We start from the raw sequence: 24,090 nt of genomic DNA on the forward strand, positions 1-24,090 counted from the left end.
GTTCTGTAGAGAACGCTTAACCGAATAGGTGTTTCAAACGAGAGCCGTCAGGCTTTGTGGTTGGTGTTCGCATAATTCGACTTCATCCGTCCTACACTACAGAAAGAGACAACAATGAACCAATTTCCTAAATCAGAAACTTTCCCTTTAAATACTGTCCAATCTAAGATTATGGGTCCCAATCCTCTGAAGCTTTGCGAGGAACTTCTCCACGAACATGAAATTCCGAAAAATGCCGTGGTGTTAGACTTAGGGTCAGGAACCGGCATTACCTCGTGCATGTTAGCCCGCGAATATGGGTTTATCACCTACGCCGTAGACTTGTGGAGCGACCCCGGCGAAAACATGCGCTTCTTCGAAGAAATGGGGCTGTCTAACCGGCAAATCTGCCCCATCAAAGCCGATGCCACACAGGGACTACCCTTCGCCACAGAGTTTTTTGACGCAGTTATAAGCATAGACTCTTACAACTACTTTGGACGCGATTCCGCGTACCTTGGCGAGAAGCTGCTCCCGCACGTTAAGCACGGCGGACTGCTGTACTTCGCCATTCCCGGCATGGTGAAAGATTGCCACGACAACCTGCCTTGCGAATTGCTACTTAGTTGGACACCTGAACAACTAGAGTACATGCACGACATGGATTGGTGGCGCACCATGATCGAACCCACTTGTGGCGTACATATCGAAAGCATAAGTTCTCTGAGCTGCCATGACGAGGCATGGGCAGATTGGCTTACTTGCGAAAACGAGTATGCCGCCGGCGACCGCGCCTCAATGGAAGCTGGAGCTGGAAAGCTGCTGAACAGCATCGGTATCGTATTGAGAAAGCTATAGAAAAAATCAGGCAGCTGGCGCACCTGTCGCCAGCTGTCGTCTTCACCTAACACAGCATATTTCTAGCCAATACGTTAATTTGCGCAAAGCCGTTAAGCACCACAGCCCAGCGGCAATGGTTATTCGTTGCGCAATGCAGGAGAAAGAAAACACCCATCCGATGTGAAGCGTTTGCGATAGGCGGTAAAGCAAATTGCAACGATAGCCAAAGTTGTGGCAGCAGAAACCATCAGCAAAACGACTATTTGATACTTTGCTGCAATCATAGGATCGGCACCAGCAAGCACCTGCCCGGACATCATGCCGGGAATTTGAACAATGCCTGAAGCCGACATGGTAGCAAGAGCAGGAGTAAGACCCGACGCTATCGCCGCCCGAATCGAAGGGAACGCCGCCTCCCTTCGTGTGGAACCGAGCGCCAGATACGCCATAATCTCGTCAGAGCGCGCGTCCATATCCGAGAAGAGCCTGTCAATCGCCACAGCAGTCGCGCTCAAAGTGTTGCCGAGCACCATGCCTGATATCGGCACAAGCACGCGCGCATCATACCAAGGCGAAGCATGAACAATAGCCTCAACAACTATTAATGCCACAATCATTGATGATAAGAAGATAGAGCCGAACACTTCGGGCCAAATATTAAGCGCCTTACCCTTTATGCGCCCCAAGGCAATCTGCGTAGCAGCAAGTGACATTCCTATAAGCACAAGGCAGACGAGCCACCACGACTGGTATTTAAACAGGTAGACAAGAAGCAGCCCCATTGCCAACAGTTGCAAGAAACAGCGAACAGTCGCTATAACGATAGCCTTAGTCTGCCTAAGCCTGAGTGCCCACGCAACAACAGCTGCCACAAGCATAAATGCCGCAGCTCCAAAAAGTTCCGGATATCCTATATCAATAACGCCTGCGTCCATTCTATATCCTTGCTTCCGCACATTCGAGCTGAAAGATCTTGCCATTTTCCAGCCTAAACATTTTGTCTGCCACACCATCAGGAGGTCTATGACGAATACGCAAGCAAGCCGTATTGTTACCAATAAGCTTGCGCGTAAGATTGGAAACCGATCTTGCCGAATCGTTATCAAGCGCGGCTTCCACTTCGTCAAGCAAAAAGACATCCGGCTTAGTTGCAAAAGCGCGAAGAAGTGCGACCCTAGCAAGCTCGCCACCTGATAGCTGAGCAGCATCTCGATCAAGACTGACATCGCCAAGGGATGCTTCATCCATAAGCGAACAGAGAGTCTTGTCGTTTGGTGGATTATCGTTTCGGCGGACTCGAAAACTCCATGGCAACAAGAGGTTGTCGCGCACAGTACCAGCAATGACAGTGGGTTTCTGCGGCACGTAGCAGATGAGCCTTCGCCATTCTTCTGCCGAAAACGAACTCGAATCGACCCCTTTTAGCGCAAGGGTGCCGATAGCTTCGGGAAGAAGACGCGCGCAAGCGCAGAGCAGACTCGACTTACCAGATCCTGAAGGGCCCACAAGATCTACAATCTGCCCCTCTAAAAGTTCGAAACTAATATCGTCAAAAGGCTTAAATGAAATGCCGTTTCGCCTATAGGATACCGTTAGCCCTCTTGCCTCGAACAGCGCCACTTGAGCCTACCTCTACACGTACCTTATATGTCATATGTCGGGATGGTTGGGGGTTATGCGCTTTCCCCGTCTTTTTGTGCGCGAAATAATAGTAAACGACATTCAACAGCGCAACAAGCGCGTATTGCCAACACATCGCCCGACAACCCATCAATTCCACGATGACCCCGATTTCTGTAAACAAAAATGCCACATAGCGTATATGTGGTTGTCTTTATGTCATACTTTTACACAAGGGATAGAAAGGTGGGCGACGCGAGAAGAGGCTGCATGCGGGCAAAGAGAAAATGGCTGAAGGTGTTGGGAATCGCATGTACAGCGGTCGTAATTGTTGTGGCTGCGGCGGCACTCGCTATCGATGCTCACGTGCGCACTTCCACAGAAAGTCGCATCATCTCATCTAACGAAGCTGCACGTATGGACAATATCGATTGCGTATTGGTGCTCGGCTGTGGTGTCAACGCTGACGGTTCTCCCAGCGATATGCTCGCCGATCGGCTGAAACAGGGAATTTCCCTTTATGGACACAATGTAGCACCAAAAATACTGATGAGCGGCGACCACGGAAGCCAAGACTACAACGAAGTGGGCACCATGAAAGCAATTGCCATTAATGCAGGCATTCCCTCCAAGGATGTTTTTATGGATCATGCAGGCTTTTCCACTTACGAGAGCATGTATAGAGCACGCGATATCTTCCAAGCTAAGCGCATAATTGTGGTATCGCAGAGCTACCATCTTTTCCGTGCGCTGTATGTTGCAGAGAAGCTAGGGCTCGATGCGTATGGTGTGGCATCCGATTTGCGCCCTTATGCGGGTCAGATGATGCGCGATGTCCGTGAAGTGCTCGCCCGAAACAAGGATTTCGTCACCGCTATTGTGCGTCCTGCACCTACTTTCCAAGGCAGCAGCATCCCACTTACAGGCAGCGGCGACGAAACGAACGACTAGCGCCCGATGCTCCAACTTCTACCTTGGTCTTCGCTTGCCATTCCGATCGCCTCCTTGAGGCAATTGTGAACCTTAACGCAGCGTAAAGGTCAAGCAGCATGCGCGAAACAGCGCATCAATAGGATAAGTAATCTTTAAAAGTAATCTTCAAAATTACCGTCGAAAACTACGTCGGTGCCGGGTATCACGGAAGTCCGCTCGTCTGCGGGCGCGTGCAGCACCATAAGCAAACCGCGACATAACACACCAAGTCTCTCGGCAACCTCTTCATCGGTGAATTTAACTACCTCACTCGCACACATCGCGGCGATTCCGTGCACGTAAATCAACATATTCTCGTAAAGCCACATAGCTTGATCGCGATCGATATGGAAGGTGTTCATCACAGCACCGAGAACGTCCTCAAGATGTCCTGCATGCTCTAGAAATTCATTGATGCTTGCCTGCTCCGATTTGCGCATTAAAAGCAAGCGGAAAAGGCTCGGCTCCTCTACGGCGAAGCGAACGCATGCCATCCCAAACCCCTTGAACGCCGGCGTAAGCGCAAGCCCTTGCGCAACCCGTTCGTCGTATATCTGCCATGCCGCATCCGTTGCCGCAGTTCGAAGGTCCTCTACCGTGTCGAAATAGGTGAATATCGGGCGCGTGGACGTGCCTAGCTGCTTAGCCATAGCTTGTGCAGTAATAGCCTCAACGCCTTCGTCGCGGATGATATCGAGGGCGGTTTCAACTATCTGCTCTTTCGTGAACTTCGCCTTCGGTGGCATGCGAGCCTCCTTCCAACAAATGCTTGCATGTTGCGCTACGCTTATTATAGGCAGAGCTAGAGTGCCTCGAACCGCTTGCAGCCGCCCGACATAAGCCAGAGGCGAATACCTAAGCATGCCAAGATAGCCAGCACAGCTGCAATAACGAGATAAAGCACAGCCCCAATGTGCCACCCCTGCCAAAGCCAAATCACAGCGAAAGCGAATCCGCAAACCCAGCCTGCAATTATGGTTAGAATAACAGCCATGCTCCGCTTGACAGGTGCTGTCTCGTCTGTCCACTTGAGATTAGGCCAAAGAAGTCCCAGAGTAAGCCCTAAATGTGCGAGAAGTAGCATGAACAGCTGCGGAACAAGCAACACCAGCAGCGACTCTACCAACGAAACGCGCAGCACCAAAATCGCGCACAGGCTACAAAAGAATAGCGGCGGTGCCGTAAGGACTATCTGAAGATGAAGCTTCGACTGTAAGATTTGCCATGTCGAAACCGGCAGAGAACGTACAAGCCATAGATTTCTGCCCTCAAGAGACACCGAGGGAGAAGCTGCATCGTTCATAACCACGAGCATGCAGGCAACCGCGCAAAGCAAAATAGATGCGGTGCCGGGCATTCCTGCAAATATCTCGCCAAACAATTCTACGTACTCTTCCCCTTTCCAAAGCAAAAGCACTCCAAAAAGAGGAAGCAACACCGTTCCCAGACCGCAGTTGAGCATGTAGTTGACACTAGAAGTAAAACGTTGCAGCTCTTTTTTCAGAAGGGCGTGCGCGGGGCTCTTCTGTCGTATGGTCTTTTCGCGATACGTCGCCTTGTCCTGCGCGCCGCTCGCCGTGGCCGTATGCAAAAACGTGCGCGACAGAACGAGCCATACCACAGCGAAAACGGCTCCGACGACCGCCGTCATAATAAGCAGCGAAAACCAGTCACCTTCCGCAGCCCGACCAAAGTTGTACAGCACCGCCGCCGACTCCTGCACCTGCGCGCCGTATAAGGCGGCGTTGATAGCCAAGTCGTTTATCGCCGCATAGATCTGGCTGCAGAACACCCAATACGCAGCAAGAAGGAGTATCGCGGCGATCGCAGCCACAAGACCCTTGTCCTTCAGCTTCAGACTGATGCGCGCTACCACCCAGCCCAACGCGCAGGACAGCACCAGCACAATAGCCGACACGAGGAAGGTCCAGAGCAGACCGGCGCACACGACGGAAACGCCGCATGGGACCGTCACCCAGTACACTATCAGCGCAGGCGCACACACAATAGCCGCATACATCAGCCCGAGTAGATAGACGTTTAGCAAGCGCGCCGCAAGGATGGAGTTAAGCGGCACGGGCATGGAGAACAGCAAGTCGTTGTCCTTCGCAAGGTAAAGACCGGCGTAGCCGTTGAATATGCTGCCAAACGCCCCCAGAAGAATGGCAACCATCCCCATAACGACGAAGTACATCCATCCCATGCCGGCATCTGCGAACGGCTGGCAGAGAAAGAGAGCTAGCGCTGTGAAGATGCCCCCTAGAAGACCAATCATCAGCAGGGCGAACAACACGAACCTCATCGCCGTGGAAAACCGGGAGCGCGCCTTGTTCTCCTTCGCGTCGTAGAAGTACCCGCGCCACACCTCAGCCGTTTGCTTCTTGAGCAATATGCCAATCATTGCTGTCCCTCCAGCTCTAGGAAGGCATCCTCTAAAGAGTCGTCGCCCTTAACCTCTTCCACGGTGCCAAAGCGTACAAGCCTCCCTTGTTTAATGACGGCTACCTTGTCACAGAGCCTCTCAGCCACTTCCAACACATGAGTGGAGAAAAATATCGCGCCGCCGCTGTCGCATACCTCGCGCATCATGTCCTTGAGATGACGAGACGCTTTCGGGTCGAGTCCCACAAAAGGCTCGTCCATCACGATGAGCCTTGGATTGTGCAGCCATGCCGATACGATAGCAAGCTTCTGCCTCATGCCATGAGAGTAAGAAGCTATGGGCGAAGCCAAGTCGGCGGTTAGTTCGAACCGATCCGCATAGTCGCGTATGCGCGCCTGCCGCTGCGCCGCGCTTACCTCAAAGATGTCAGCAATGAAATTCAGATATTTGATTCCCGTCATAAATTCGTAGAGATCGGGATTATCGGGAATGTAGGCGAGCATTTGTTTGCAGGCGATTGGATCAGCTTTGATAGATATGCCATCGATATAAATCTCGCCGCTGTCGAACTGTTGGATGCCAACCACCGAACGCAGGGTCGTCGTCTTCCCCGCGCCGTTATGACCGATAAACCCGTAGATTTCTCCCGGCTTGATGTGCAGATTCAAATTGTCTACAGCGACTTTTTCGCCGAAGATCTTTGTTAGATGTTCAATTCTCAGCATAATGCCGCCTCCATTGACCAAGATTGAAACGCAAAAGTAAGAGTAATAATTGTTGCATAACAATCATTGCATAACGTAATGACAACGTCAACTGATTACCAAAATCCACGTAAAGCAACAGATTGCTTACACCATATCGTGTCGAAAATGCGATCATTAACACCGCCCAATCCGGACACAATAACAATAGAGTTCTCCGCCCTTCGGGCATCTTGAAGTAATATTCCACTGGCTGATTGCTATGTTCGTCGCAACGCATTGTTTCCAGCAGGATCCAACTCTATAATGCCATCTAAAGCACCAAAAGACGGGAATAGCGACATAAACAGAGTAGCCAAATCAAGGAGTGTTTTCTATGGCAAAGAACATCTTGGTAGTACATGCCAGTCCGCGCAAAGGTGGAAACTCAAGCATGCTCGCAGATGAATTCATCAAGGGTGCCGAAGCGGCCGGCAACAACGTGACGCGCGTCGATGTTGGACATGCAAAAATCGGTGGCTGCATGGCGTGCGAATATTGCTTCAGCCACGATGGTGCCTGCGTACAGCAAGACGAAATGCAGCAGTTCTATCCACTGCTACGCGAAACCGACGTGCTCGTATTCGCCACGCCCATGTACTACTACAACTTCCCCTCGCAACTACGCGCTTTTCAAGACCGCATGTTCTGCGGTATTGCCAAGCCGTTCGGCATCCCGCAAATCGGACTTCTTTTATGCTTTGAAGACAAGGATGCTTCCACCTGCGAGCCACTAGTAAACAGCTATAAGGTGTGCGCAAACTACTGCAAGCAAGAAAGCATCGGTGAGGTAATTGTGAACGGTGTGTACGAAAAGGGTGCCATCGCTGGCAATGCTGGTCTGCAGCAAGCTTACAATTTAGGTGCAAGCATTTCGTAACACAGACAGCAGCTAACAGTGAGTGTTGTTATCCCCGTTTCTTGTCACCCGATCGACTCATTCGACTGCCTGTATCTGAGCGGAGACAAATTTCTCGCATAAGAAAACCAGATCATTGATAGATAAGTCACCGTATTTGCCGGAAAGCCAATCAAGATAAGCATAGGTTACGGCTGATGCAATCATACCCGCAGTCAGTTCTAATTCCGCGCCTTCATGCCTCTCACTTCGCACTAGCTGGTTGCGAAATAAAATAGCGAACGTTTTACGGAACTGTGTCCGATAGAGTTCAAACTTGCCATCTGAAGCCACCAACCGGTAGAATTCCATCTCGTCCTGCATGGCAGAAGTTGCTGCAATAAGCAACGTTCTCACTTCACTGCCGCCTTCGTTGACACCGCCATCAACTTGCATAGCGCTCATGATGCGCGCCGCGACATCATCGATAAACTCCCGCAAAATATCCGAAACTTCGTCATAGTGCGAGTAAAACGTCATACGATTCACACCCGCGCGATCCGTTAGCTCTTTAACGGCGATGTTTGTACTGCGCTTTTCAAGCGTAATATCAATAAATGCGCGCTGAAGCGAATTACGACTTCTAACGAAGCGTAAATCGCTAGACTGTCTATACATGTTGCCCCTACCCTAGCGAGAGCCGCCCACAAACATGGCTCCTGCTGTCACTAATCATCACAACCGCCAATACTGATTATTGTTCAGTCTAATAATCACTTGTAAATTAAAACAATAAATGCCAATTTTCACCATCGAAAGGAAAACCATGGGCTTCATCCTTGCAATGTTGGTGGCAGGCTATCCTTCAGGTGACTGCCTTCCGGAGAATTTCATTCAACATCTTACACCGGGCGCGCCCGATTTTGGCTTCACCTTAGTGGCGGTCATACTTGCCGTAGTATTCGGTCTGCTGGTGTATATTATTCCAATTATTCTCACGGAAACCGAACATATTCAACCTTATCCCCTCTGGCTACACTGCTTCTACTTCGCCGCTGACTTCATGGGCATCTGGGTGTTTTTGGATGCTTTCTTGAAATACGACTTTTTCTATATGTTCGGACTTCTTGCCTTAGGTGAGGCCATATGGGTGGGCATGGAAACCTATTGTCTACAACGCGCCATGACCTACGAGCGCACACTGAACTGGAAGGCAGATTGGTCGTTCAAGAAGCGTTTAATGAACATTGTCCTTATGATCTTGGTGTTTTATGTGTCTCTAAATCTGCTGCGTGTGGAATTACATGACCCTACCATGTGGAAGTTCTGGATATTCACACAGGTGCTAGTTACCACCGTGCCGGGTCTTGTGCTGGAACAGCGCGGATATCGCATGGGCAACTGTCGCATACTTAATATCGTATTCATATGTGTAGTTTTAGTGTCGTTCAACCCATGGTGCAATATGTGGATGGCTATCGCGCCCGATTTCTTCGGTTTGCATGTAAACCCGTGGTACTACATAACCGGCGTGGTGTGCTTGTTTATGGCAATTCGCGGCTTCATTATTTACGAAAAGCTTCCCGCAAAACCTACCATTGTCGAAGCAACTGGAAAGAAGCCGCTTCTAAAGTAAGAGCGTCAAAACCACCGACTCTCTAAGGGTCTCAACGGCAAGGGACGATTCTCCATGCGAAGGCGGATCCCGCACAAGGCAGTTCATCTTCCCCGTAAAGTATGAGAGCTGCTTCTCGAAAAGGCGGCTGTCGGTCGTAAGGTCCGGAAGAGCGGGCTTTCTTCGTTGATGTTCAATATACAGGGGCGCGTTCCCATGCCTTCAAGAATTGAGGTAAAGTATCCAACTAATTGACCAGAATTTACAAATACTTAAAAACTAACCAATATATTGGATAAATACGAAATATAATCAGATTCATGCACAAACCTTGCACTTACGATGAAAGCAAAAGGCAGCGGATATGAAGAACATCCTGATACCCCGACCGCATGCGATGGAGTGGCTTGAGCGATGGCGCGATAAAGAGCCCATTAAGGTGATAACCGGCTTGCGGCGCTGCGGCAAATCGAGCGCACTTGCGCTTTTCCGCGACCAGCTTCATAAAAGCGGTGTACCAGCACAGAACATCCTCTCTATCAATTTCGAAAGCCTTGATGAGATATATCCAACTGAATCGCAAGCACTATACGACTATGTGGTCGAACGGTTGAGCTCGGGCATGAACTACATCTTCCTAGATGAGGTGCAGCACGTACGCGATTTCGAGCGCACAGTTGACGGTCTAGCGCTGCGCGACGATGTGGACATATATATAACTGGATCGAATGCCGACATGCTATCAGGCGAGCTGGCTACGCTAATAACGGGACGTTATGTGGAGTTCCAGATGTATCCGTTCTCGTTCGCAGAATACCGAATGGCTTTCACAGAGATGAATGAAGAAGTGCTGTTCGACCGGTATATAACCTATGGAGGCATGCCATATACGGTGAATTTGACTGATGATCAAAGCATCGCGGATTATCTGGGCGGCGTATTCAACACCATCGTAATGGGCGATGTGGCGCGCCGACATCCACGCATGAACATGCAAGCATTCCAGCGCACGGCATCGTTTCTGGCGGACAATGTGGGTAATATCACGTCGTTAAACCGCATCTCGTCGGGGCTCAAAAGATCGGGTGCCGCGGTTTCAGTCGGCTCAGTGAATGAATACGTGGGCGCACTGATGGAGAACTACCTGCTGAACAAAGCGCCCCGATTCAATATCAAAGGACGCGAATATCTCGAAACACTAGAGAAATATTACCTGAACGATCTGGGATTCCGATTTTGGCTACTAGGCAAGCGTCAGGGGGATGTGGGTCATCGCATAGAGAACGTGGTGTACGTCGAATTACTGCGGCGATTCACGTACGTGAGTGTGGGAAAGATGGGTCAGGCAGAGATCGATTTCGTAGCAGTAAAAGACGGCGTGCCCACATATATCCAAGTTGCGCAGAGTTTAATAAGCGATGAAGTGCGCGAGCGGGAATATGCGCCATTGCGCGCCATTATGGACAATCATGCAAAGTTGGTGCTGACGTTGGACCACATCGGCAATGGCGACCATGATGGCATCAAGCAAGTGAACCTGATCGACTGGCTGCTAGAGCAGTAGGCTAATCACAGCGCAACAAAATGTTGCTTGAAAGAGAGTGTTTGACCGCGCACAATGGTGCAAGTATGAAGGGAGATGAATATGTCTTTTAAAGAAACGCTTTCAAAAGCAAGGGAACAGCGCGGAATGACTCAGCAAGAGCTCTCCGATAAGCTCTACGTTACTAGACAAGCGGTGTCACGCTGGGAAAACGGTGAAACCGAGCCGTCTGTGGATATGCGTAAATTGATTGCCAACGTTTTAGACGTTCCCGTGATTCAGCTTCTCGATATCGACGTTTCGGAGCTATGTCAGTGCTGCGGAACGCCTTTTACTGTTCCTAATATGCCCCATGGCACCGATGCTGATGGCGAAGAGAACATAGAATATTGCAAGTGGTGCTACGATGGCGGCAAATTTATGTACAGCAGCGAAGAAGAGTTGATCGAAAAAACCGCCCCCTTCCTGATGGAGGCTACTGGAATGTCGCAAGATGAGGCTGTCTCATTCATGGGAGTTTTGGTTCCTAATCTGAAGCATTGGCAGTAGTAGGCGGAGAAGTTCGGTTTACTGAATTGAAGGCTAGCAGCAATATGGAAGCATCTTTCTGTACTCTTCTTGAAGCTGAGCGAGACTCATTTGAGCGTTGGCAGCACTGGTAGAAGGTAGCGCTATACGCTCAATATCGGGCCATTTTCCAGCGTTGTATTTTTCGAGAAGCTGCGTTGCCTTGGCACCTGTTGTAAATATGGCTCTTATGGGAGCAGCATCAATAATCCGCGAAAGATCGTTTGATTCACAGTTGCGAATGCTTGCGTCAGATGCGCCTTCTATGTCGCATGCGCGTAGCACGTCCCAAAGCGCTATCCCATGCCGCAATGCAAACGCTTTACGCTCTTCGGTGTTTTCGAGTTCGGCTTCGCCGAAAATGGCAGCCATCACCTTCCAGAATCTATTTTGCGGATGACCGTAGTAAAAACCAACTTTTCTGGATGCTGGCGAAGGCATGGTTCCAAGCACTAGCACGCGCGAGTGGCGGTCAAATACAGGGTCTATGGTGTGTTTTACTCGCATGCAGCGCGCGTTCTCTTCCTGCACCACACCTTCTATGACCTCTTCCACATGGCTCTTTATGCCAAAGAGCGTGCGTGTTGAAGATATACGTGGTTGCATGTTTCCACTAGATTCTGCTAGCAGCAATTGCTGCATGCGATTCCATCGCTTTTCTTCTGGAGTAATCATGCGAACAGTATAGCAATCTAATCGGTTAGGCTTTTGTTCGTATCCTTTGTGGAGCTTCTTACCCGCAAGAACAAATAACAACCCAAACAGGCAACATCGGCAAAGAAGAACGCCCATGGCTTATAGCCGAATATCCCCATATGGAAACCCGCGGAGCGAAAAAGTACAGAGGCGCGGAAAAACATCTGCACTCCCGCCAACTTACTTCCTCTAAGAGATAAAGAAGCCTTTTATCGCGAGAAGAGCTAAGCAGACAATTCCCGTATGCGCTTGCCTAGAAGCAATGAATATGCAGAATATGACAAATAAAACACGGAGCATATAGGCAGAAAAGTGTATAAGGCTCAGTCCATCGCAAAGGGGTAAGGAATGCTGTTGTGGAACTCTGGCCAAACCAGACCGTGTGTTATCTTCGTCACTTTTTAGGCGAAAAATGGTCAAAACTTCCGACTTTCCACAGTCTATAATGCCAAATTACACCAATTACGAATCAAAATGGAATTGAAGAACCCTGTTTGCCCAGTGTTCTCCACAATTCAAGTTATCTATGTGGCGCTATGACTATGGAAAGCTGGAAGTTTTGACCATTTTTCTAACTTTTTTGAACTAGTATGCGGATGAGTTGAATCGTAATCTAGTGTCAACTTTGAGAGAGTTTACCCAAAAGCCATCCAACAAACACTTTAAGCCATCTTGTGGGGGTATCGTTTCTCCTAACGCTATAGCCTCCACACAAGCTACATCTCCACCTTTGCCTTCCAGCTTGTAAACCCATTTTTCTTCATCTTGCCGCCACAGATTGCACATTTTCTAGTAAACACTGCTCACACCTGTTCATAACTGACTTTTTCTTAGAAAAAGTCAGTTATGAACAGGCATATCAAGTGAGAATTAGGCGCACTTTTCTGCCTATATGCCCAACACGGAAGACCGCCTATTTCAACAGGCGGTCTTCATGGTAGTATGCTTTCCTCTAATTACACATGTCGCTTCTCAATAGGCAACCAAACTTGGCTCTTGTAATCCTCAGCCGTCATATTCGGACCAAAATATAGTTCCACATCCGACTTCGATGCCCACTCATATCCCGAACTCGGCAGCCATTCGGTAAGTATGCGGTGTTGCAGCGCAACTTCGCCGATATCAATCCCACCTCGAAGGTTTTCCTCAATGTATCCCATGGCGCGGTTGAGGTCATCAATCCATTCCATGCACCACACCTTCTTCTAACACTGGTGATTCTGAAGGCTTAACCATTGTAAATCCTCGCACAGAGCGTACACATGTTGAGAGTATAGAGAAGACCGCTCGGAAAATGTCGGATGATTATGACTATGTTCTGAAAGGGGTCACCTCGTCGTAAGTCGCAGCATCTCCCCTGTTTGAATTCTTCGCGCGAATGGTCTACAAAAAGCATCTTAACAATAAAGGTAATATCTTGTATAATGCCGATATAGGTAATATCTTCTATATTTTGAGAGATGAATGAATATGGACAACGTCTTTGCGAGAATCAATTCGAAACAGATAGGAGAAAACTACTTTTTAATCGGTCTAATCAACCGCTTCAACAACAGCTTTCAGGCGGCAGCAGACGCTTTGCTTGAGGAGTTAAGTTGGAAACAAGTCTTCTTCATGAACTGCGTCGCTCTATTCCCAGAACCACCAACTATTAAGGACATGGCCGACCTACTAGGCTGCTCGCATCAAAACGCGAAGCAGGTTTTGTCCAAGCTGGAATCAGCCGGATATCTGCAAGTTCAGCAGGACACGGCAGACAAACGCAAGCAAAGAATAGCCCTGACCGAGAAAGCTATGCATTTCAGAAATCAGTACGAGCTGGCAAGCAAACAGGCAATGCAGCAGATTTTCGCGAATATTCCCGATGATGCGATCAGTAGCACGACTCAAATATTTATGCAGCTCATTGAAAACACTGAGAGGTTAAAAGGAGAAGAACATGAGAGCAATCGTAATCTATAACTCCAATACCGGGTTCACCGAGCAGTATGCACGCGAGCTATCCGAACGTTTAAGTTGCCCTTGCGTACCGCTGAAAAAGCTAGACAAAGCCGAGCTTCACGCATACGATCGAATTATTTTCGGCGGTTGGGTCATGGGAAGCATGATTGCGGGGCTGGATAAAATGCGCAGTATCGCAGCACCTGATGCCGTGTTCGCTGTTGGATGCACTCCCCCCTTTGATGAGGTTGTCGCTAATGTTCAAGAGCAAAACAATCTGACGGATACTCCGCTTTTTTATCTGGAGGGTGGCTTCCGCTTCGACAAACTAGGATTACCCCAAAAAATGATCTTGAAAGCGGTGAAAAAGTCCACAATCAAAAAGAGCAACCGCACCCGTCAGGAGAATTTCATGGTTGAAGTGCTAGGAACATCGTTCGACCATTTCGACAAGACACAGCTTGAACCTTTGGCAAAATATGCGGAAACATGGAAATAAAGTGCGCTCTTGTCGCATCCATTGTCGCCTTCATAAACAGGGTTGGACACTTGATTTCACTAAGCAGCTCCTCATGGGAAATTCCGCAATGAAATCTGTCCTAAAACCCAAGCTCTTCAATTGCCTGTTCGCGCATCTTGTATTTGAGCACCTTGCCTGCAGCGTTCATCGGGAAGGCATCCACATATTTGATATATCGAGGTACTTTGTGATGCGCCAAGCGCTCTTCCATGTATGAACGCATTTCAGCCTCATCAGCCTCTTCACCTGCCTTCATAATGATCCAAGCCATCGCCTCTTCACCGTACTTGGCATCAGGCACGCCGACTACCTGACAGTCTTGCACTTTGGGATGGGTCAGAACAAACTCTTCTATCTCTTTTGGATAAAGATTTTCGCCGCCACGGATAATCATGTCCTTAAGGCGTCCGGTGATTACATACGTTCCGTCTGAGTTGCGCATGGCAAGGTCGCCCGAGTGCAGCCATCTGTCGGAGTCGATCGCCTCAAGCGTCTCGTCGGGCATTTTGTAGTAGCCCTTCATGGTATTGTACCCGCGCGAGCAGAATTCACCGTTTACGCCATCCGGCACATCAAGACCCGTTTCGGGATCGACTACCTTGCACTCGATGTGAGGAAAAGCATAGCCTACCGTTTCAGTTCGAAGCTCAAGCGAATCGGTCCAAGCTGACATAGTGGAACCGGGTGCCGACTCGGTTTGTCCGTAAACGCTAACAATGCCCGTCATGTTCATCTCATTTGGATCTGCTGCGCGACGCATCAGCTCGGGAGGGCATCCTGACCCCGCCATGATTCCCGTGCGCATGTGCGAAAAGTCGGTCTTTTTGTAGTCGGGGTGATTAAACATGGCAATAAACATAGTTGGTACACCATTGAAGCACGTGATACGCTCTTGCGTGATACATGAAAGTGAAACTTTGGCGTTAAAGTAGGGAATCGGGCACATCGTCGTGCCATGAGTCATCGACGCAGTCATTGATAACACCATGCCAAAGCAGTGGAACATCGGCACTTGAATCATCATGCGATCGGCTGTCGAAAGATCCATTCTGTCCCCGATGCATTTACCATCATTGACAACGTTGCGATGCGTAAGCATAACGCCTTTAGGGAAACCCGTTGTGCCGGAGGTGTATTGCATGTTGCAAACGTCATCGGGACGCACATCTTTAGCCATGCGGTTAATCGTATCTAGCGATACGGAGTCTGCTCGCTTGAATGCGTCGTCAAATGTGAGGCAGCCGGGCATCTCGAAACCAACCGTGATGACATTACGTAAAAACGGAAGACGTTCGCAATGAAGAGGATCGCCGGGCTTCGAACTGGCGATTTCAGGGCACAGCTCGTTTACAATTCCTGCATAGTCTGAGTCAAGCGCCCCTTCGATCATGACAAGCGTATGCGTGTCGGACTGTCGCAGCAGATATTCAGCTTCATGTATTTTATACGCCGTGTTTACTGTAACAAGCACAGCGCCAATCTTGGTAGTCGCCCAAAACGTTATATACCATGCGGGAACGTTAGTAGCCCAGATGGCAACCTTGCTGCCAGAACGAACCCCAAGCGAAACGAGCGCTCGCGCAAAGTCATCAACATCCTTACGAAACTCTTCATACGTGCGCGTGTAGTCTAACGTCGTGTATTTGAAGGCATATTGATCGGGAAAAGCATCAACGATATGGTCGAGCACTTCTGGGAAAGTGAGGTCGATAAGCTCGTCTTTTTTCCAGAAGTATTGTCCTGTACCGTCGTGGTTTGGATAATAAGACCCCCTTTGACGTCTGGTGTAGCGATAGCGTCGCATGTAGTTCACGAAATAGGGAAGCAAAATCTCCATTTCGGTAAGCTCGTCCATCCACGCAGGTTTCCATTCCATCGAAACGAAACCACCGTAGTTGATGGACGAAAGCGCGCGCATAACCTCATCGATAGGCGCTGTCCCCTCGCCGACAAGGTTGTACGTACCATCGTCGTCAGAGTCGCGCATATGGACATGGCGCACGTATGCTCCAAGATTTCGTATCGTCTCAGAAGGCATCTCGCCAAAATCGCGATATGGATGATGTATATCCCAAAGCGCTGCCAGACTATCGCTTGCGTAAACATCAAGAAGCGATGTAAGCCGCTGTGTGTCAGCATATATGCCACTTGTCTCAATAACGATACAAACATCTTTATCGCGTGCATAAGGCACCAACTTATTAAGCACATAGCGAACTGTTTCCTCGTTGTCGCTTTGTGCCTTTACGCACACATAAGGCACCTTCATTTCAGCAGCAATATCGATCAACTTTTGGGTGTCAGCTACACAGAGCGGTTCTTCCTCGTTGCCTTTGCGCTCAGAAATGTCAATAGAAGAATCGAATACAGGTATCTGAAGGCCGCGATTGCGCAACTCGCGCGTCGTTGCGCGCGCATTGTACTTGTCGAACGGACCGCCCTTATCGATAAGCCTTTCATACTTAAGCAAATCATAGACCTCGATGCCCGAAAAACCCATGTCCTCGGCAGCATCGACAAGTCTTTCCCAGCTGTATTCATCCCATCCGCGAGTTGAGAAGGAAAGTTTCATTCGTTCTCCTCCTCATAAACAACCTTATTGAGCGCATTGATGTAGGCGCGGATGCTAGAACCAATGATGTCGGTCGAGATACCGCGACCTGAATAGATTTTGCCATCAGACATCAGCTTGATAACAGCCTCGCCCATGGCCTCCTGACCCTCAGTAACAGACTGCATTTGCCAGTCATCCAACTCATAGCTTTTGCCGACGATCTCGTCGATGGCGGCAAAAGCGGCATCGATAGGACCGTCACCCATACACGTCTTCTCGATCATCTCGCCTCTGATTGATATCTGCACATATGCAGTAGCTTTTATGCAGTTTCCAGAATTGATTGTGTACCGCTCAATCTTGTAGGTGGGAGGCACCTGCAGCGCCGCGGATGCAACAATGGCATCAAGTTCGCGCCCATCAATGCTCTGCTTTTTGGATGCGATGCGCTGGAAAGCTTCATAGACAAGCTCGATATCTTCATCTGAAAGGTCGTATCCAAGCTTTGCAACACATTCGGCAATTGATTCTTTTGTGTCGTGCATATCAAGTATGATGCCGCTATTATCATCTGCCGACGCAGCTGCTGGAAACAGAGACGGCTTAGGAGCGCTCTTGCTGCAAATGCGTTCAATATGCGCGATAGTACGTCCAAGAGATGTCATCTTTACTGAGCATGTCGCATTGTAAGCCTCGCCCTTATCTGCGATAATTTTCGCGATTTTCGGCAAGGATATAACATCTAGCGGAAAAGATGTCGCCTTTACTTCGCCAACTCCCTTTACTATTCCAGCAAAAGCAGTTGAGTTGACCATGTAAAGCTCATTGGAGCACGATATTCCTAAAGTAACGTCCTTGAGTTTTGGAATAGTCTCGAAAAGCTCACCGATGAAGTCGGAAAACTCAGTAGGCAGCATCGTTCCTGCATCGTCACAGATGGTAATTGTACTGGCACCCGAGTCTATTGCCTTGGTGATAACTTCAGATAAAAACTCGCCGTCTGTGCGTGTGGCATCCTCAGCAATAAATTCAACATTCTGCGTAAGCTTCGCGCATTCGCGCACCGTGTTTTCAACAGCGTCAAGCAGCGCCGGAGCCTTCATCTTATGCACGTATTCCATACGAGCAGGACTTGCCGCCACCTGCACCTGAAGTCTAGCGTTATGTGCCTCTGTTAGCGCATCCCAGACAGACTGCACATCGCTTCCGTCTATCGCAACAGGGACTGCAAGCGTGCAGTTTTTCACAATCGATGCTATCGATTTAATTCTTAGCGCATCGGCCTTGGGCTTTTCAATTCCCTCAATCTCGATGATGTCAACTCCAAGCCCGTCAAGAAGCTTCGCCAGTTCAAGTTTTTCCTTGAAGGTAAGTGCAAGCTCTTTTGTAGCGCCTGAGCGTTTCATTGTCTCGTCGCTTATGCGTATTTGTCTCATGGTTTTTCTTCTTTCGAGCTTAGATAATTGCGTAAAAACATATGTTAATAAAAAATGTCTGCTTTTTCGACGTAGTTCGCTACTTATCTGCAATATGTGAGAAGTACAGTTCTTAGTGCGAGATGCTTAGAGACTAGCCTTATAAGCCCGCATATCTCTAGGACAGCGATTTAACGAATTCATCCAGCAAACTATTTACCGCATTCGGCTTATCCGTATTCGAATTGTGACCTGCTCCTTCTATCCAATGGATGGGAATACCTTTTCGCTTTGACCATTCACGGTTGTATCGCTTAGCCGATCCAGCACCATCTTCCTCGCCGCAGATAAGAAGCACAGGACAGTCAGGCTCGTAGGCGCGATTCGTTTCGACCGCTTGGGCTAGTACCTTAAAGCCGTGAGCTGACAACTCACAGTACTCGCGCTTGTCATAGTCCTGCATCATCTCGCGCATGAGTTCTTGCCCGTACGATGAGGTTGCATTCCCTTTCGAACCTAGATCCACCAACATCTTCCACGGAAACGCCATGAACATAGCCTTAGTATGCTTGAGGGACCAAAGCTCCCAACCTTGATAATAGCTGCGCTGTAAAGGGCATGAATCGATAGAGACGAACCCCTTCGCCACACACGGGAACAAATCCATGAACGCCTGAGAAACGTAACCTCCCATAGACTGACCCACAAGCACCGGATTGGATACTCTTTCATTATCCAAAATTTCTTTGAGCCAGAGTGCTTTGTCATCAAGCGACCAATTGAGCGCGAACGGACGCGACTGACCATGGGATGGCGCGTCCCAGACAAGCAGATTCATCGATTTTGCGAAATTGGATACCTGCCGACCGAATAAACGATGGTCGGCAGTAAGCCCGGGAAGAAACACGATCCATGGCTGCTCAGAGCACACGTTATCCGAGATCCAATAAGCTATGGCTCCGGAAGGGGTTTGAAAATAGCGCTTCTCAAGATGTGTATCACTCATCGATGTCTCCTTTGGTGGTAAATTCAAAGTTACAACATTGACTTTTTGAGAATACAAGTAGGGATGTCAATTAAAACCCCAAGTTGCCTGTTCGAATTGGGTAAACCGAACAATACCTATGAGAGTACCGTAGAATACGAGAATATAATTGTCTTAGAAAAGTACCACCAGCACCAGAGCCATTGCCGCTGACACTATTCAAACGATCCGCTACAATCCGCTTTTCACTTCTTGGGAAGGCTACCCTAGAAAAACGCCGATCACTCGCTCAAGCCCTCGTATTCCTTATCACTCACAGGCTCCAGCCACTCGTTGCTCGAATCCTCTCCGGGAACCTCGATAGCAATATGCGAGAACCAGCTGTCCTTCTTGGCGCCGTGCCAATGCTTAACGTTAGGCGGGATAACGATGACGGTGCCATGGGTCAGGCTCACAGCCTCTTTGCCCTCTTCCTGATACCAGCCTTCACCAGCATGACAGATGAGCTGCTGACCTCCGCCGCTCTTCGCATGATGGATATGCCAATTGTTGCGACATCCCGGCTCAAAGGTTACATTTGCAAGGAAAAGGTCTGTCTTTTCGGGATCCACGAGCGGTTTCAGATAGGAGTTGCCGGTAAAGTACTGGGCATAAGCATCGTTGGGTGCGCCGATTCCGAACATGTCAACCTGCTCGAATGTCGCACGGTCTTTTATCTTCGTCATCTTCTATTCCTCTTCTCCGTAGATCTCTTTAGCGACTGAAAATGCACTCCACGCCTTCGGCCATCCGCTATAGAATGCCAACTGCGTGATAATCTCCACAATTTCATCCTTGGTGATGCCATTCGCCTTTCCCTTTGCCATATGGAATTTCAGCTGGTCAAATGAACCTGTGGCAATAAGCGCGGTGATCGTGATCATCGAGCGATCGCGCGCGCTGAGTTCCTCTGTCCTCGACCACACCTGCCCGAAAAGCACGTCGTCGTTGAATGCGGCGAACTCAGGAGCGAAGAAACCTAACTGATCCCTTCCTGCAGTCACCTTTTCCATTATTGAACCTCCTAAAGCCCTACCTGTATCTACACCTGTATTTATGTCCATGGTGCCTCATTGAATAATCATTCTATCAAAGTGGAATCTTCGATGGCATTCGAATGGTAGGTGCTGCAAATTTGTACTCTGAACAGGCATTATATCATGCGCCATTTAAGACCGAGTTACCCATCAAGAGCGCATGGCGAATAGGTTCTTCTCGAAGAACTCCTGTATGGTGTCGAACGGAATAATGTCCACCTGATCATAGAGATCGGTGTGACTCGCGCCCGGCACCACGACGAATTCCTTGTTAGCGGGATTGATGCCACTCTTAAGCACCTTGTAGGTATCCTCGCTGAAGTAGAACGAATGCGCTTTGTCACCGTGCACCAGCATGACGGCGTTCTCAATCTCGTCCGCATAGGTAGCCGTCGGGGTGTTAATGAAGGACTCGCAGCCAACGATGGTCCAACCATCGTTGGAGTTGAGCGAGCGGGCATGGTAGCCACGCGGGGTTTTGTAGTAGGCATGGTAGTCCTTTACGAACTGCGGCGCATCGTCGGGCAGAGGGTCCACGACACCACCAGCCCGGTTGTACTCGCCGCTCTTATAGGCTTTAGTGCGCTCCGCAGTCAGGCTCTTACGGGCTGCGTTGCGTGCCTCCACACTGTCATTAGCATCGAAGTAGCCATTGGCATTCACGCGGCTCATGTTGTACATAGTGGATGCCACGGTGGCCTTGATGCGCGGATCCCATGAAGCTGCGTTCACCGCCATGCCGCCCCAGCCGCAGATGCCGATAATGCCGATGCGCTCGGAGTCCACGTCATCACGGCAGCTTAGGCAGTCGACAGCCGCAAGAAAGTCTTCAGTATTGATATCTGGGGAGGCCATGTAGCGGGGAACACCACCGCTCTCACCAGTGAAGGACGGGTCGAAGGCAATCGTAAGGAAACCGCGCTCTGCCATCGCCTGCGCATAAAGTCCGCTTGACTGCTCCTTCACAGCACCGAACGGACCGGATACCGCAATCGCGGCAAGTTTTCCGATTGCCCCTTTTGGCTTGTACAGATCGGCAGCAAGTTCTATCCCATAGCGATTATGGAAGGCAATCTTTTCGTGCTTGACCTTATCGCTTTTCGGAAAAACTTTGTCCCATACAGGCGTCATCTCTAGTTTTGGCATATGTATTTCCTCTCGTATCTATGCTTCGATTGAATGGCGGAAAGAGCGCGAAGCCCTCCGGAACAGGTCGTCCCGTTAGTTCCGCAAAGAGTGCCACGAGCTCATCAGGAGTGTGGTAAGCTGCATTAATGTCGGCGCAGATACGGATAGCCTCCTGACTTACCAGATGCATGAACTGATGCATTTCCGAACCACCCTCGACCGTCTTTCCGCTGTTCAGATGGTCAAGGTAGTCTTCAAGCTCCATGGTATTCCTTTCGTTAGGATTGCACCTTCCAAGTATGCATTCCTCAATCGATGATTTCTAATGCCTATAATGTAAATAGCATTATGCTTATAAGGCATATCAAGGAGAGTGCAGAGAGTATATGGAGATCAGAACGCTTCGTTATCTCATGGCTGTTGCCCAAGAGGGCAGTATATCCAATGCAGCTGCATCGCTGCATATGACGCAGCCCACTCTTTCGCGTCAGTTATCCGCCCTTGAAGACGAGATGGGGTGCTCGCTCTTCACGAGGACTTATAAGGGAATGGAGCTCAACGATAACGGTGCGAGGCTGCTCCGCTATGCGGAGACTATTATCGAACTCACGGAGAAGGCGGAAAACGATCTTTCGTCAAACGAAGGCTCCGTAAAGGGATCCGTTTATATTGGAGCAGGCGAGTCGGTGAATATGCGTTATGTGAGCGAGGCGATACAGCTGACTCTCAAGCGCTTTCCTGAAGTTGACTTTCAGCTCTTCAGCGGAACCTCGGTCGATCTCATGGACGGGATGGCGCGCGGAACCTATGACTTCTTGCTCGAATGCGAGCTTAAAGAACATGTTGACATGAACGTGCTAGCACTGCCTGTTCTCGACAGATGGGGCGTAATGACCTTGAGGGGCTCGCGGCTTAGCACCTTGGAGAGCGTGCGCCCGACCGATCTGGTCGGCGAACCGCTTTTGATGGCGCGTCAGGCGATGAAGACCGGAATGCTAAACAAATGGGCGGGAAAAGTCGCTAACGACCTTGATATTCGCATAATGTACAGCCTTCCATTGAATGCTATGCTACTCGCACGCGCTGGGGCTGGAACTTTACTCACTTACGAAGGGCTATTCGAAACCGGAAGCGACACCGAGCTCACGTTTGTCCCGCTCGAACCAGAGCTGACGTCGCGTCAGGGCATTATTTGGCGCAAGGGGTTATTGAGCAAACAGGCTACGGCATTTCTCGATGCGCTTCAAGAATGCCTAATTAAGACGTGACAGTCTGGGAAGACTAGTCGCGCTAGAATATTGCGCGCAGCTGTAGATAAAGGAGAGCGCTAGCGCAAACGGAACTCAAGAACGACGGGATTGTGATCGGAGTAGGCGAAATCCAAGTCGAGAGTCTCACAGCTAATCCGATCAATGTTGTCTGAGCATATGAACGTGTCCATGATCCAGCGATCGTTCGCTCCGTCGTATGATCGCCCGGCGTCGCGGCAAGTAGCGGCCGAGTCGAACGCGCTGCCCTGCTCATCGAATTCAGCTTTCACCGCAACGGTAAATCCCGCAGGTACGCCGTCGAAGTCGAAAGGCTTGGCCCAGCTCTCCACCACATCGGTTTCATTGTCGAAGACCTCGCCCGAAGCGCCGATCATATCGTGGTTGAAATCGCCACCCACGATGACATAGTTGTCCGCGTCACGCTGCGCCTGCATGTCTTGGTACAGCATCTCGCGTTGCGCCTTCATGATGCTCTCGTCGGCACCGTAGGCGGAAAGATGCACGTTCATCAGTATGAGCTTCCTCCCATTGTCGAGCGGCACCTCGCAGATGGAATAGCAGCGATCGAGGTCGAGGAACTTGCTGAAGCTCTCAGAGATGGGTAGGCTGCGCCGCAGGGGATTCTCGAGCGCGAACCGCGAAAACGTTGCTATCCCCGATTTGTTGGCACCGTGTGGTGCGTAGGGCGGCCATGCGAGGAAAGCGGAGTCGTAATTCTGGCTGAAAACCGAGGTGTATTCCGGAAAAGCATCGCGAAGCAGGGCATATTCGTCGATGTGGTGGCTGCGCGTGCCATCGACATCAACTTCTTGAAACAGCATGAAATCAGGATCGAGCGCAGCTATAGCTTGGGCAGAGCCCCCAACGTTAGTCTTAACGATCTCGGTACTGCGTGCAACAGATCCTTTGCCGCCATCCATGAAGAAGTCGAATGACTGGTCATAGGCACCAAATCCAAGGTTGGCTGTGACGATGCTCAGCTCCCGGTCATCTTGCGTATCGAGCGTCTGAGCAATATCGGTCGATGGCGGATCAACTGTGAGCGCAAGATGATCGTCGAGGCGATGGTAGCTCAGCACCACATAGACCACGTAAAGTATCATCACTGCGAGAAGAGCACCAAGAGCAATTGCGATGCCCTTTGCCACCTTGCGATCCACATGCCGGTTTTCGCCTCGATGTGTTACATCATTCACGAAAGGTGCCTTTCCCATCGTAGATTCGGCACGATACGACTATTCGCTTGGCATACGCGTCATTGCCAATTGTGCCGTGCCGCCAACCTGCGGACGTGCGAAACCCTACCTGCCTTTTGACTCTATTTCCTATCCAAGACATTAAACCATAATGATCACGATAGCTCCGTGATGAGGCTTTTTGGCTGCAATATGCGCACGCAATATC

General features: G+C 49.7%; 25 protein-coding genes. 9 read left to right on the forward strand and 16 right to left on the reverse strand.

The genetic code is table 11. The annotated features are described in order from the left end of the window. Positions 1 to 114: 114 nt before the first annotated feature. Positions 115 to 837: a class I SAM-dependent methyltransferase gene (locus tag G7Y46_RS05350; RefSeq protein WP_165253023.1), complete on the forward strand. Its 723-nt coding sequence runs from the start codon at positions 115 to 117 to the stop codon at positions 835 to 837. Between the two features lie 119 nt (positions 838 to 956). Here G7Y46_RS05350 and fetB read toward each other — a convergent pair whose 3' ends face one another. Then, positions 957 to 1,754, reverse strand: coding sequence for an iron export ABC transporter permease subunit FetB (gene fetB / locus G7Y46_RS05355; RefSeq protein ID WP_165253025.1), 798 nt, complete (start codon positions 1,752 to 1,754; stop codon positions 957 to 959). Position 1,755: 1 nt separating this feature from the next. Next, on the reverse strand, positions 1,756 to 2,439 hold the full coding sequence (locus G7Y46_RS05360) for an ATP-binding cassette domain-containing protein (protein ID WP_165253027.1): 684 nt from the start codon (positions 2,437 to 2,439) through the stop codon (positions 1,756 to 1,758). 246 nt (positions 2,440 to 2,685) lie between these two features. Between G7Y46_RS05360 and G7Y46_RS05365 the strand changes: the two genes are divergently transcribed. Beyond that, positions 2,686 to 3,390 carry an ElyC/SanA/YdcF family protein gene (locus tag G7Y46_RS05365; protein ID WP_206214174.1) on the forward strand — a complete coding sequence of 235 codons (705 nt, stop codon included), beginning with the start codon at positions 2,686 to 2,688 and terminating at the stop codon, positions 3,388 to 3,390. A 134-nt stretch (positions 3,391 to 3,524) separates the two neighbouring features. On the opposite strand, the gene G7Y46_RS05370 is transcribed toward G7Y46_RS05365, so the two are convergent. The 3 genes from G7Y46_RS05370 to G7Y46_RS05380 are packed head-to-tail and all read right to left on the reverse strand — an operon-like array spanning position 3,525 to position 6,519. Further along, positions 3,525 to 4,157 carry a TetR/AcrR family transcriptional regulator gene (locus G7Y46_RS05370; protein ID WP_165062117.1) on the reverse strand — a complete coding sequence of 211 codons (633 nt, stop codon included), beginning with the start codon at positions 4,155 to 4,157 and terminating at the stop codon, positions 3,525 to 3,527. 56 nt (positions 4,158 to 4,213) lie between these two features. Further along, complete coding sequence (locus G7Y46_RS05375; RefSeq protein WP_165253029.1) at positions 4,214 to 5,812, reverse strand: hypothetical protein; 1,599 nt, start codon at positions 5,810 to 5,812, stop codon at positions 4,214 to 4,216. Further along, complete coding sequence (locus tag G7Y46_RS05380) at positions 5,809 to 6,519, reverse strand: ABC transporter ATP-binding protein (protein WP_165253031.1); 711 nt, start codon at positions 6,517 to 6,519, stop codon at positions 5,809 to 5,811. The genes G7Y46_RS05375 and G7Y46_RS05380 overlap by 4 nt, the downstream gene beginning before the upstream one ends. Positions 6,520 to 6,874: 355 nt before the next feature. Here G7Y46_RS05380 and G7Y46_RS05385 point away from each other — a divergent pair, with 355 nt between their 5' ends. Further along, positions 6,875 to 7,417: a flavodoxin family protein gene (locus G7Y46_RS05385; protein WP_165253033.1), complete on the forward strand. Its 543-nt coding sequence runs from the start codon at positions 6,875 to 6,877 to the stop codon at positions 7,415 to 7,417. A gap of 57 nt (positions 7,418 to 7,474) precedes the next feature. Here the strand turns inward: G7Y46_RS05385 and G7Y46_RS05390 are convergent, their stop codons facing one another. Further along, on the reverse strand, positions 7,475 to 8,053 hold the full coding sequence (locus tag G7Y46_RS05390) for a TetR/AcrR family transcriptional regulator (RefSeq protein WP_165253035.1): 579 nt from the start codon (positions 8,051 to 8,053) through the stop codon (positions 7,475 to 7,477). Between the two features lie 148 nt (positions 8,054 to 8,201). On the opposite strand from G7Y46_RS05390, the gene G7Y46_RS05395 reads away from it, so the two are divergent. From G7Y46_RS05395 to G7Y46_RS05405, 3 genes are all read left to right on the forward strand, one after another. Then, positions 8,202 to 9,011 carry an ABC transporter permease gene (locus G7Y46_RS05395; protein WP_165062109.1) on the forward strand — a complete coding sequence of 270 codons (810 nt, stop codon included), beginning with the start codon at positions 8,202 to 8,204 and terminating at the stop codon, positions 9,009 to 9,011. 343 nt (positions 9,012 to 9,354) lie between these two features. Further along, positions 9,355 to 10,554: an ATP-binding protein gene (locus G7Y46_RS05400; protein ID WP_165253037.1), complete on the forward strand. Its 1,200-nt coding sequence runs from the start codon at positions 9,355 to 9,357 to the stop codon at positions 10,552 to 10,554. Positions 10,555 to 10,635: 81 nt separating this feature from the next. Beyond that, positions 10,636 to 11,082 (forward strand): zinc ribbon domain-containing protein, encoded by a 447-nt coding sequence (locus G7Y46_RS05405; RefSeq protein WP_165253039.1) that lies wholly within the window; start codon positions 10,636 to 10,638, stop codon positions 11,080 to 11,082. Between the two features lie 33 nt (positions 11,083 to 11,115). On the opposite strand, the gene G7Y46_RS09145 is transcribed toward G7Y46_RS05405, so the two are convergent. Both G7Y46_RS09145 and G7Y46_RS05415 read right to left on the reverse strand, forming a co-directional pair. Further along, positions 11,116 to 11,892, reverse strand: a complete 777-nt coding sequence (locus tag G7Y46_RS09145) for a DNA-deoxyinosine glycosylase (RefSeq protein WP_241157063.1) — start codon at positions 11,890 to 11,892, stop codon at positions 11,116 to 11,118. 860 nt (positions 11,893 to 12,752) lie between these two features. Continuing rightward, positions 12,753 to 12,986: a hypothetical protein gene (locus G7Y46_RS05415; protein WP_165253041.1), complete on the reverse strand. Its 234-nt coding sequence runs from the start codon at positions 12,984 to 12,986 to the stop codon at positions 12,753 to 12,755. A gap of 274 nt (positions 12,987 to 13,260) precedes the next feature. Between G7Y46_RS05415 and G7Y46_RS05420 the strand changes: the two genes are divergently transcribed. Next, positions 13,261 to 13,758, forward strand: coding sequence for a MarR family transcriptional regulator (locus G7Y46_RS05420; protein ID WP_165253043.1), 498 nt, complete (start codon positions 13,261 to 13,263; stop codon positions 13,756 to 13,758). Next, positions 13,736 to 14,236, forward strand: a complete 501-nt coding sequence (locus G7Y46_RS05425; protein WP_165253045.1) for a flavodoxin domain-containing protein — start codon at positions 13,736 to 13,738, stop codon at positions 14,234 to 14,236. Before G7Y46_RS05420 ends, G7Y46_RS05425 begins: the two co-directional genes overlap by 23 nt. A gap of 100 nt (positions 14,237 to 14,336) precedes the next feature. Here G7Y46_RS05425 and G7Y46_RS05430 read toward each other — a convergent pair whose 3' ends face one another. From G7Y46_RS05430 to G7Y46_RS05460, 7 genes are all read right to left on the reverse strand, one after another. Further along, complete coding sequence (locus G7Y46_RS05430) at positions 14,337 to 16,829, reverse strand: AMP-binding protein (RefSeq protein ID WP_165253047.1); 2,493 nt, start codon at positions 16,827 to 16,829, stop codon at positions 14,337 to 14,339. Further along, complete coding sequence (locus tag G7Y46_RS05435) at positions 16,826 to 18,247, reverse strand: alpha-isopropylmalate synthase regulatory domain-containing protein (RefSeq protein ID WP_165253049.1); 1,422 nt, start codon at positions 18,245 to 18,247, stop codon at positions 16,826 to 16,828. The genes G7Y46_RS05430 and G7Y46_RS05435 overlap by 4 nt, the downstream gene beginning before the upstream one ends. Before the next feature lie 157 nt (positions 18,248 to 18,404). Then, the gene (locus G7Y46_RS05440; protein ID WP_165253051.1) at positions 18,405 to 19,232 is read right to left on the reverse strand and encodes an alpha/beta hydrolase; all 828 of its coding nucleotides are present in this window, start codon (positions 19,230 to 19,232) and stop codon (positions 18,405 to 18,407) included. A 260-nt stretch (positions 19,233 to 19,492) separates the two neighbouring features. Further along, positions 19,493 to 19,936 carry a cupin domain-containing protein gene (locus G7Y46_RS05445; RefSeq protein WP_165253053.1) on the reverse strand — a complete coding sequence of 148 codons (444 nt, stop codon included), beginning with the start codon at positions 19,934 to 19,936 and terminating at the stop codon, positions 19,493 to 19,495. Between the two features lie 3 nt (positions 19,937 to 19,939). Further along, a complete protein-coding gene (locus G7Y46_RS05450) occupies positions 19,940 to 20,263 on the reverse strand; it encodes a carboxymuconolactone decarboxylase family protein (RefSeq protein WP_165062088.1) in 324 nt (107 codons plus the stop codon). A 174-nt stretch (positions 20,264 to 20,437) separates the two neighbouring features. After that, entirely contained in the window at positions 20,438 to 21,433 is a 996-nt protein-coding gene (locus G7Y46_RS05455; RefSeq protein ID WP_206214175.1) for an alpha/beta hydrolase, read from the reverse strand. After that, positions 21,378 to 21,680 (reverse strand): hypothetical protein, encoded by a 303-nt coding sequence (locus tag G7Y46_RS05460; protein WP_165253055.1) that lies wholly within the window; start codon positions 21,678 to 21,680, stop codon positions 21,378 to 21,380. The genes G7Y46_RS05455 and G7Y46_RS05460 overlap by 56 nt, the downstream gene beginning before the upstream one ends. A 121-nt stretch (positions 21,681 to 21,801) precedes the next feature. Between G7Y46_RS05460 and G7Y46_RS05465 the strand changes: the two genes are divergently transcribed. Continuing rightward, entirely contained in the window at positions 21,802 to 22,683 is an 882-nt protein-coding gene (locus tag G7Y46_RS05465) for a LysR family transcriptional regulator (protein ID WP_165253057.1), read from the forward strand. Positions 22,684 to 22,742: 59 nt separating this feature from the next. Here G7Y46_RS05465 and G7Y46_RS05470 read toward each other — a convergent pair whose 3' ends face one another. Then, the gene (locus G7Y46_RS05470) at positions 22,743 to 23,882 is read right to left on the reverse strand and encodes an endonuclease/exonuclease/phosphatase family protein (protein WP_165253059.1); all 1,140 of its coding nucleotides are present in this window, start codon (positions 23,880 to 23,882) and stop codon (positions 22,743 to 22,745) included. Positions 23,883 to 24,090 lie beyond the last annotated feature (208 nt).

Source organism: Adlercreutzia sp. ZJ304, assembly GCF_011039075.1.
Classification (GTDB): Bacteria; Actinomycetota; Coriobacteriia; order Coriobacteriales; family Eggerthellaceae; genus Adlercreutzia_A.